This is a genomic window from Limnohabitans sp. (genome assembly GCF_031539175.1).
Taxonomy (GTDB): domain Bacteria; phylum Pseudomonadota; class Gammaproteobacteria; order Burkholderiales; family Burkholderiaceae_C; genus Limnohabitans.
In genome coordinates, this window is the sequence record NZ_JAVKLQ010000005.1 from 1 (window position 1) to 9447 (window position 9447).

At 56.7% G+C, this 9447-nt stretch carries 9 protein-coding genes and 1 tRNA gene; 6 read left to right on the forward strand and 4 right to left on the reverse strand.

Features of this window, described 5'->3' with window-relative positions; translation table 11 throughout:
• On the reverse strand, window positions 1-483 hold a 483-nt coding region (thiD, locus tag RMS95_RS01115; protein ID WP_405023345.1), incomplete at its 3' end, for a bifunctional hydroxymethylpyrimidine kinase/phosphomethylpyrimidine kinase.
• Between the two features lie 29 nt (window positions 484-512).
• Between thiD and RMS95_RS01120 the strand changes: the two genes are divergently transcribed.
• The 6 genes from RMS95_RS01120 to RMS95_RS01145 all read left to right on the forward strand — a co-directional run bounded on the left by RMS95_RS01120 (window position 513) and on the right by RMS95_RS01145 (window position 5767).
• Window positions 513-1598 carry an FAD-dependent oxidoreductase gene (locus RMS95_RS01120; protein WP_310642845.1) on the forward strand — a complete coding sequence of 362 codons (1086 nt, stop codon included), beginning with the start codon at window positions 513-515 and terminating at the stop codon, window positions 1596-1598.
• On the forward strand, window positions 1591-1803 hold the full coding sequence (thiS, locus tag RMS95_RS01125) for a sulfur carrier protein ThiS (protein WP_310642846.1): 213 nt from the start codon (window positions 1591-1593) through the stop codon (window positions 1801-1803). The genes RMS95_RS01120 and thiS overlap by 8 nt, the downstream gene beginning before the upstream one ends.
• Before the next feature lie 7 nt (window positions 1804-1810).
• A complete protein-coding gene (locus tag RMS95_RS01130) occupies window positions 1811-2617 on the forward strand; it encodes a thiazole synthase (RefSeq protein ID WP_310642847.1) in 807 nt (268 codons plus the stop codon).
• Complete coding sequence (gene thiE, locus RMS95_RS01135; protein ID WP_310642848.1) at window positions 2614-3525, forward strand: thiamine phosphate synthase; 912 nt, start codon at window positions 2614-2616, stop codon at window positions 3523-3525. The genes RMS95_RS01130 and thiE overlap by 4 nt, the downstream gene beginning before the upstream one ends.
• Window positions 3522-5657, forward strand: a complete 2136-nt coding sequence (locus RMS95_RS01140; RefSeq protein ID WP_310642849.1) for a TonB-dependent siderophore receptor — start codon at window positions 3522-3524, stop codon at window positions 5655-5657. The genes thiE and RMS95_RS01140 overlap by 4 nt, the downstream gene beginning before the upstream one ends.
• 34 nt (window positions 5658-5691) lie before the next feature.
• Window positions 5692-5767, forward strand: a tRNA-Asn gene (locus RMS95_RS01145).
• 110 nt (window positions 5768-5877) lie between these two features.
• Here RMS95_RS01145 and RMS95_RS01150 read toward each other — a convergent pair.
• From RMS95_RS01150 to RMS95_RS01160, 3 genes are read right to left on the reverse strand one after another with little or no spacing between them, the layout of a single operon-like run.
• Window positions 5878-6855 (reverse strand): tripartite tricarboxylate transporter substrate binding protein, encoded by a 978-nt coding sequence (locus RMS95_RS01150; RefSeq protein ID WP_310642850.1) that lies wholly within the window; start codon window positions 6853-6855, stop codon window positions 5878-5880.
• 33 nt (window positions 6856-6888) lie between these two features.
• Entirely contained in the window at window positions 6889-8436 is a 1548-nt protein-coding gene (locus RMS95_RS01155; protein WP_310642851.1) for a bifunctional 3-(3-hydroxy-phenyl)propionate/3-hydroxycinnamic acid hydroxylase, read from the reverse strand.
• 2 nt (window positions 8437-8438) lie between these two features.
• A complete protein-coding gene (locus RMS95_RS01160) occupies window positions 8439-9302 on the reverse strand; it encodes a fumarylacetoacetate hydrolase family protein (RefSeq protein ID WP_310642852.1) in 864 nt (287 codons plus the stop codon).
• Window positions 9303-9447: the final 145 nt, after the last annotated feature.

Consider the following 9447-nt stretch of genomic DNA (forward strand, 5'->3'; position numbering starts at 1 on the left):
GGCATTGGGAATGTCGCGGCCCAAGAGCAACGCGGCTTCGTCCAAATTGGGGGTGATGACGCTCACGCGGGGAAACAACTCGCGCACCAACACCTGCACGGTGTCGTTGGCAATCAAGCGGTCACCGCTGGTGGCCACCATGACGGGGTCGAGCACGACATTCTTCAGCTGGTAATGGTCGATGGCCCAGGCCACCACCTCCACAATACCCGGGGCGTGCAGCATACCAATCTTGATGGCATCGACACCGATGTCTTCGACCACCGACTGGATTTGCGCTTTCAAAAACTCGGCGGGCACGGCATGAATGCCTTGCACGCCCACCGTGTTTTGCGCGGTCAAGGCGGTGATGGCGCTCATGCCGTAGCAGCCCAAGGCGGCAAAAGTTTTCAGGTCGGCTTGAATGCCGGCACCACCACCACTGTCAGAGCCAGCAATGGTGAGGACGCGTGCGTAGCGGTAAGAATTGTTCATGGGCGGCATTATCCGCAAATCAAAAAGGACCTCATTCAATGAGCGCACAACTTTCAAGCGTGGTGTTAGGCGCGGGCCTGATGGGCCGCTTGTTGGCCCACACCTTGGCGCAGCTCGGCCACCAAGTGACGGTGTACGAAGCGCAAGGCTCAGACGCACAGGGTGCGGCTGCGCGTGTGGCGGCAGCCATGCTGGCTCCTTTGGCCGAGTCGGCGATCACCGAATTGCCCGTGGTGCAGATGGGCCAGCACGCGCTCAAGCGCTGGCCCGAACTGATCGCACCGTTGTCGGAGCCGGTGTTCTTTCAGCAAAACGGCACGCTGGTGCTGTGGCACCGTCAAGACGCGGCAGAGGCCAAACGCTTTGAGCAACTGCTGCACCGCACGCAGCAACAACTGCCCAGCTTGCCCGCCGCGCAGACGCTGAATGCCGAAGGTTTGCAAGAGCGCGAGCCCGCGCTGGAAAACCGTTTCAACCAAGCCCTGTACTTGCCGGGCGAAGGCCAACTCGACAACCGCCAACTGCTGGCCGCATTGCTCAAAAGCCTGGCGCAGCAAAGCGTGGCACTGCACTGGAACAGCCCGCGCCAACCCGACGATTTTCAGCCGGGCCAGATGGGTCAACCCGATTGGGTGTTCGACTGCCGAGGCTTGGGCGCCCGCACCGAGTGGCCGCAGCTGCGCGGCGTGCGCGGCGAGGTGATTCGCCTGCATGCCCCCGAGGTCACACTGCAACGCCCCACCCGTTTGATCCACCCGCGCTACCCCATCTACATTGCGCCCAAAGAAGACCATGTGTTTGTGATCGGCGCGACAGAGATTGAAACCGAAGACCTGTCGCCCGCCAGCGTGCGCTCAACGCTGGAGTTGCTCAGCGCCGCCTACACGGTGCACAGCGGTTTTGCCGAGGCCCGAATCTTAGAAGTCGCCACCCAAGCCCGCCCCACCTTGACCGACAATTTGCCAGCCATTCGTTGCTTGGGCGATCGCACCTTGCAGATCAACGGCTTGTACCGGCACGGCTTTTTGATCTCACCCGCCATGCTCGACGTGGTGGTGGAATGGGTGCAACACCACACCACCACCTTGGCAGAACAATTCCATTTGAAGTTTGAACATGTCTGACACGACTCTCCAAGTGCTGATCAACCAAGCACCTCACACGTTGCCGACTGGCGCCACGCTGGCCGATGCAGTCGCACTCGCAGGCATTCAGCCGCCCTTTGCGGCGGCTGTCAATTTGCAATTTGTGCCACGCGGGCAATACGCCCAGCATGCGCTGAAACAAGACGACCACATTGAATTGATTGCCCCCATCACGGGCGGATAAATAGACCATGACCCCACACACGCTTCACGCCGACCCGCTCACGCTTTACGGCGATACATTCAACAGCCGATTGATGCTGGGCACCTCGCGCTACCCCTCACCCAGCGTTTTGCTGCAAGCCATTGAGCGCTCGCAACCGGCCATGCTGACCGCCTCACTGCGCCGCCAAACCGGCAGCGGTGGCGAAGCCTCGCAAAGTTTTTGGAACCTGCTGCGCGAAGCCAAAGTGCCCGTGCTGCCCAACACCGCGGGTTGCCACAGCGTGCAAGAAGCCATCACCACGGCCGAGATGGCGCGTGAGGTGTTTGAGACCGACTGGATCAAACTCGAACTCATTGGCGACGACTACACCCTGCAACCCGACACCTTGAACCTGCCCGAAGCGGCCAGCCGCTTGATCAAAGCGGGCTTCAAAGTGCTGCCCTACACCACCGACGATTTGGTGCTGTGCCAGCGACTTGTCGATGTGGGCTGCCAAGCCGTGATGCCGTGGGCGGCCCCGATTGGCACAGGCAAAGGGCCCATCAACCCACATGCCTTGCGCACGCTGCGTGACCGCTTGGATGTGCCCATGATCGTGGACGCGGGCTTGGGCCTACCTTCGCACGCCTGCCAAGTGCTGGAGTGGGGCTTTGATGCCGTGCTGCTCAACACCGCCGTGGCCTTGGCACAAGACCCCATCGGCATGGCAGGTGCCTTTGCCGATGCCGTCAACGCTGGGCGAGCCGCTTATCGCGCAGGGGCCATGCAAGCCCAAGACAGCGCACAACCCAGCACGCCCGTGCTGGGCACACCGTTTTGGCACCAAGCATGAGCTTGCAATTGACAACAGCACAAGACATCGCCCACGCACTGGCCACGCAACATGCGGTCATGCTGGCGGGCGATGCCTCGTCCTATGCACAGGCCGTGCACGACAGCGATGCACAGCTCAGCGCCGACATGGCCGGTGTGCTGCAAGGCTGCCGCATGCTGGGGTTTTTAGAGCACGACGCGCAATGCGTCGCCCATGCGTGGCAGGCTCAAACGCAACGCACAGGTCAGTTTTCGCTGAATGACTGGCCCTGCACGCGGCAAGACTTCGGCGTCGCGGCCGTGCCCCGTGCCAACGCCTTTCCTGCCTGCCCACAGCACCTGGGCTTGTACGCCGTGCTGCCCGACGCCCCATGGGTGGGCCGCATGGCGCGTGCCGGTGTGCCCACGGTGCAACTACGCTTCAAGTCTGACGATGCAGCGGCCATTCGCCAAGAAGTCCGCGCAGCAGTGCAAGCCGTGCAAGGCACCCACGCCCTGCTGTTCATCAACGACCATTGGCAAATCGCGATCGACGAGGGCGCTTACGGCGTGCACCTTGGCCAAGAAGACATGGATGACGCCCCCCTTGAAAAAATACGGGCTGCGGGTCTGCGGCTGGGCTTGAGCACACACGGCTACGCCGAAATGCTGCGCGCCGATGCGGTCAGCCCCAGCTACATCGCTTTGGGCGCGGTGTTTCCCACCACCCTCAAACGCATGCAAACGGCACCGCAGGGCACAGGCCGTTTGTATGCCTACGCCCAACTTATGCAGCACAGCCCGTTGGTGGCGATTGGCGGGATCGATGAGGCGACAATCTCAGCCGTCATGCGCAGCGGCGTGGGGTCCATCGCGGTGGTTCGTGCCATCACAGGAGCGGACGCCCCAGAAGCGGCCGCACACCAATTACAGGAGTTGATGCGTTGAACCCACGCCCACACACGGTTGTTGCGATTGCCCTGCTGGCCTGCCAAGGCGCAGCGTGGGCGGAGCCGACGCTGACTGAAGTCACCGTCACTGCACAACCGCCGTTGGGTGTTTCTGGGTTTGACGATGTCCCCACCTATGCGCTTCCTTTGAGCGTCAGCACCTTTTCTCAAACCGACTTGCAGGATGTGGGCGCTCAACGCATCAGCGATGCCTTGTTGCTGGATGCCTCTGTGAGCGAGAGCTATAACTTGCCCGCCTATTGGGACCAACTCAGCGTGCGCGGGTTCACACTGGACAACCGCTACAACTTCCGGCGCGATGGCTTGCCGATTTCGGCGCAAACCATCATCGGACTCGAAAACAAAGAACGCTTAGAACTGCTCAAAGGCACCAGCGGCATGCAAGCGGGCACCAGTGCACCGGGTGGCTTGGTGAATTACGTGGTGAAACGTCCACCGATGCGTGACACCCAAAGCATTCGCAACGTGACCCTGAGTTACGGCCCTGGTGACAACCGCTCGGTGGCCCTCGACTTGGGGCAACGATGGGGGGAAGAAGCAGAATTTGGCTATCGCTTCAATGTGGCGCACACCGATTTGAACCCCGCCATTCGCGACACCCGAGGTCAACGCGACTTGGTGGCTTTGGCCCTAGATTGGCGCCTAGATGCAAACAATCGCTTGGAATGGGAATTTGAGCAAAGCCACGTTGCGCAAATTGGCGTGAACTTTTACAGCCTGATGGGCAATGGCCCCAAAGCCCTGCCCGCCCCCGTGGACGGCACGCGCAACATCACGCGCCAACCCAACTCACGCCCTGGTGTGTTTGATGGACTGACTGGCAGCGTGCGTTTCAAACACCAGCTCGACAACGACTGGCTCTGGACCACGCAATACGGCGTACAACAGCTGCGTGCGGATGATCGTTTGGTGTATGCCTCGGGTTGCAGCGCCACGATGACGGATCGTTTTTGTGCCAATGGCGATTTCCAAATTTACGACTACAACACCGAAAACGAACGGCGACACAACCAAGCGGTACAAACCAGCTTGAGCGGTCAAACCCAAATAGGCGGCTTAGAACATGGGCTCACCTTCAGTGTGATGCGCCAGCGCTTGGTCGACGACATGCCGCGCATGCAAACCAGCCCATTGTTAGGCACCACCAACAGCCTCACGGGTGGACTCATCCCGCCGAGTCAAGCTTCGGACCGCAATGGCTTGATGAGCAACGCGCAAGATGCCTCGACCGAATGGGCCGTGAAAGATCGCATCAAACTCAGCGCCCGCACCGACGCTTGGCTGGGCTTGCGCTACACACAACTCAAGCGCCAAAGCGCAATGACCGATGGCTCACAAGCCACACAAGACCTGCGCAACTTCACCACGCCATGGTTGGCGATGAGCCAGCAACTAGATGCAGGCCCCATGGTGTTCGCAAGCGCTGGGCAAGGCATTGAGTCAGAGGTCGCTTCTGCCGACACGACGCGTTACCGCAATGCAGGCCAAGCCCTGACCACGTTGCGCAGCCACCAACACGAAATAGGTATCAAGAGTGCTTCGTCTTTGACGCGCTGGCAAGCCACATGGTTTGACATCACCCGCCCTGTATCAGGCGACGCATGGGGGTGTAACAACGGCGGAACTTGCATCCGTCAAATGGATGGCGAAGCACATCACCGCGGTCTTGAACTCAACGCCCGCACCGCGCTGCGGGGTTGGACGTGGGATGGCTCAGCCACTTGGCTGCGAGCACGGCGAGAAAATGCCACCAGCGATCCAAGCCTGAACGGTCAACGTCCCATCAATGTGCCGGCCTACACCGTGCGCGGGCTGGCCGAGTACCGCTTTACGATTATGGCCGGATTGCGCACCGGACTGCGCCTGTCCCGAGAAGGTGAACGCAATGTGACCGAACACGGTGAAATTGTGCTGCCCGCATGGACCACCTTGGATTTCACCACCCACTACGACACCCGCATCGATCAACAGGACACCAGCTGGACATGGGGCATCCAGAACGTCGCCAACAAGCACTATTGGCGTGAGTCACCCAAGCAATATGGCCAATATTTCCTGAACCCAGGGGCGCCCAGAACATTTCGTGCAAGTGTTCAATGGCACCTCTGAAAATGGCGCAAAAAATGCGCTATAATTTTTCTATTCCTCGATAGCTCAGTCGGTAGAGCGCCGGACTGTTAATCCGTAGGTCCCTGGTTCGAGCCCAGGTCGAGGAGCCAAAAAAAGTAAAGCCTCTGCATTCACGTGCAGAGGCTTTTTCTTTACATGGGCGTGATGGCCTCGACTAACAAGTCCTCCTCTTGCCGTCGAAGTGGCATCACATGACACGCTACTCAGGCAATATACCGATTTCCTTCGTCACATCGGTCCAACGGGCCAGTTCCGCCGATAAGAACTTGGCGACATCAGCCTCTGTCATCGTTGCATCCGCCAATGGTCCAATGTTTGCAATGCGTGAAGACAAGTCTTTGTCTGCAAGCAACAAGTTCACTTCGCGATTCATCTTTGCAATCGCTTGCGGTGGCGTACCTTTGGGTGCAACGATAGCAAACCAACCGACCATGTCAAAGTTTCCAAGCTTTTCAGAAAGCGCGGGTACGTTTTCCCAACCAGGCACGCGCTTCGCCGCCGTAGTAGCGATGACACGAAGCTTGCCTTGCTTAGCCAATTGGGCTGTGGAAGCCAAATCTGCCACCATTGCATCGACATGCCCCCCCATCAAATTTTGAGACCCCACACCCACGTTGGCATAAGGAACCAAATTTGCAGCGGATTTGGATCGCGCATTGAAAAGTCTCGCAATCATTCCACTGAACGTACGTGGACCTTCATTGCCTATCGAAAACTGGCCATTCGATGCTTTTGATTTAGCAATCAAATCATCCAAATTTTGAATCGGCGAATTGGCATCTACCAAGATAGCAAATGGACTTCGAGCCACAAATGCGACGGGGACAAAGTCTTTTTGCGCGTCATAGGCCAATTGCTTGAACAGCAAGGTATTGGTAATTAAAGCCGCTGTCGTGGCGAAGTAAAAGGTGTACCCGTCTGGTGTTGAGCGTGCCGCTGCTTGTGCGCCAATCACATTTTGTCCACCTGGTTTGTTGTCAATCACAATGGGCTGCCCCAGTGATTTACCCAAGCGATCCCCAAGCAATCGCGCCACATTGTCTGGACCTGATCCAGGCGGTTGTGACAATACAAATTTGATGGGCTTATCGGGCCAGGCCTCTGCTTGAGCCCAAACTGAGGTTGTCACGGCAGAGGTCGCAGCGACCAACGAATACATGAATTGTCTACGTTCCATTTTTGTCTCCTAAAGTTTTATTGACTGAACGCGTTATGCCAACTTCAAGGCGTCGAGTTCTGTGGCCAGCTCTTGCGGGGTGTTGCAAATGCCATAGATGTAGTGATCGGGTCGAACAATGGCGGCTTGCACTTGATGCTTTTCAAACCACTGAGCCAACACACCCTCCGCCTCAGAAAATGTCGATGAGCCAAGTTTCAAAACAGCGAGCGATGTGAGGTGATGATGTGTCGAAGCGCTCGTGAAATCATCGCTTGCGGTTGCGCGTAAAACAACCTTCCAACCGGCTGGGTAAATATCATCCATACGAGCTTTTTCGCCATCCGGTTGATTCAACAATGGCTGAGGAAAAATGGAGCCTCTTGCAGGATGCTCGATGGACCCAAGTAGACCGACAGTCAAAGGAGGCTGAACATCTTGACGCGGCATCGGCTTCACGACGCCGTCACACTCTGCCAACAACTTGGCATCGCGCGCACGGGCTTTCTCCACATCACGCTCTGTGATGATCTTCCCAATTCCTTTGATGCGGGTGGTCAGATCTGTCACATGGGCTTTACGTTCAACGCCATAGGAATCCAACAGTGTGTCGGCAGCGCCATCTTTGAGCACAGCTTCTAAGCGCCAACACAGATTCACTGCATCGCGAACACCTTGACACATGCCCTGCCCCAAGAACGGCGGCTGCTGGTGTGCAGCGTCTCCGGCCACAAACACACGTTTCTTGCGCCATGTCTCAGCCACCAGCGCATGAAAACGATAGCTGGCTTGCCGCCAAAGCGTTCCGTCATCCTCTGTCAGCCAAGGCGCTAACAACTTCCATGTGCCTTCAGGCGTCGCAACATCTTTTGGATCTTCACCTGGGTTGATTGAGATTTCCCAGCGACGGTGGTTGCCAGGACCAATCACATAAGTAGCAGGCCGCTCGGGGTTGCAATATTGCACACTGTTCGCGGGCAACTTTGCTAAGCCCCGCTCATTCACCATCACATCCACAACCAACCAAGGTTCGTCAAAGCCCAAATCTTCAAGCTGAATATCCGCCAATGAGCGTACCGAACTGCTAGCCCCATCACACCCGATCACGTATTTGGCCTTGACCTGTGACGTATGGCCATCCTCATGCTGGAGCACCAAGGTGGCGTGTTCTGCATCTTGCGTTAAGTCCGTCAGACTCAAACCAAGCGCGACCGTCACAGATGCTTGCGAACTGGCATATTCACGCAGAATTTTTTCAACAGGCGGCTGCGTAAATACCACCGAGGGGGTGTGCGACAAAGGGTAAGGCGCAGCAACAGTGGACATGCGTTTGATGACTTGCCCGTCTACACCGTAATACACAGAGTCAGTAAAAGGCTCCAAAAATGGTTTGATCGATTTGCCGACGCCCATGTGTTGAAAGACGCGTGAAATCTCATGGTCTAAAGCAATGGCTCTGGGTTTGTCATACACATCGTGTGATTTGTCGCACACAAAAGTGCGAATGCCTTTTTTTCCCAGCAAGCCTGCGGCGATCGCGCCAGTTGGGCCAAATCCAACGATCGCAACGTCGAATGTTTCTAGACTGATCTCTAAACGCATGATCAACTGACCTCAGCCTTGATCTTGTTGCGAAGGACACCGATGTTTTCAATTTCAATTTCAACAGTGTCGTCGTGCTTCATCCAGACAGGCGGTGTGCGCGCCTGACCAACACCGGCGGGCGTCCCCATGATGATCACGTCACCTGGCTCGAGCGTCAGGCATTCAGTCAACAACTTGATCGTCTCAGCCACGCCCCAAATCATGTCGCGTGTGTTCGCACTTTGCATGACCTGGCCATTGAGGCGGGCTTGAATACTCAAACCCTCGGCCCCCGCAGGCAACTCATCGGCTGTGACCAGCACAGGACCAAAACCACCGGTCTTGTCAAAGTTTTTGCCAATCGTCCACTGTGGCGTTTTCTTTTGGTAGTCGCGAACTGAAATATCGTTAAAGCAGCTGTAGCCAAACACACAGTCCAAGGCGTTGTCCATCGTTGCATGCTTCACGGACTTACCGATCACAACGGCCAACTCCGCTTCATAGTCCAAACGCTCAGAGACTTTCGGAAGAATGGCATCTTCATTAGGTGCAAGTAATGACGACGCAGAGCGTAAGAAAAACCAAGGATATTCAGGCTTGTCACGTCCGCCTTCTTTGGCATGGTCAAAATAATTCAAACCCAGACAAATGATTTTCCCTGGTTCTGGAATGAGGGCAGAGAGCTGCAAGCTAGATATGGGCAAACGCTCTGCCTTGGAGAGCAGCGCATTTTTAGCAGCGACCGCCAAATTCACGCCCGACTTCAATGCCAAACGAAGATCGGCATCCACTTGTGGCTGTGCTTGGTTGAAGTCAATCACATGATCGCCATCTACCAATCCCAATCGATCTTTTCCATCTTTGTGGAATGTCGTTAATTTCATACTGACTCCGGCGGATTCAAGGACGAAGTGCAACAAAGATGAACTGGTTATAGGTGGCTGAGGATGCGAGAGCATCATGGCCGCTTTAACCGCCAAATCGAAATTGCCCAATGTACAAGCACCTCAGCCGAGAAGAACGATACCA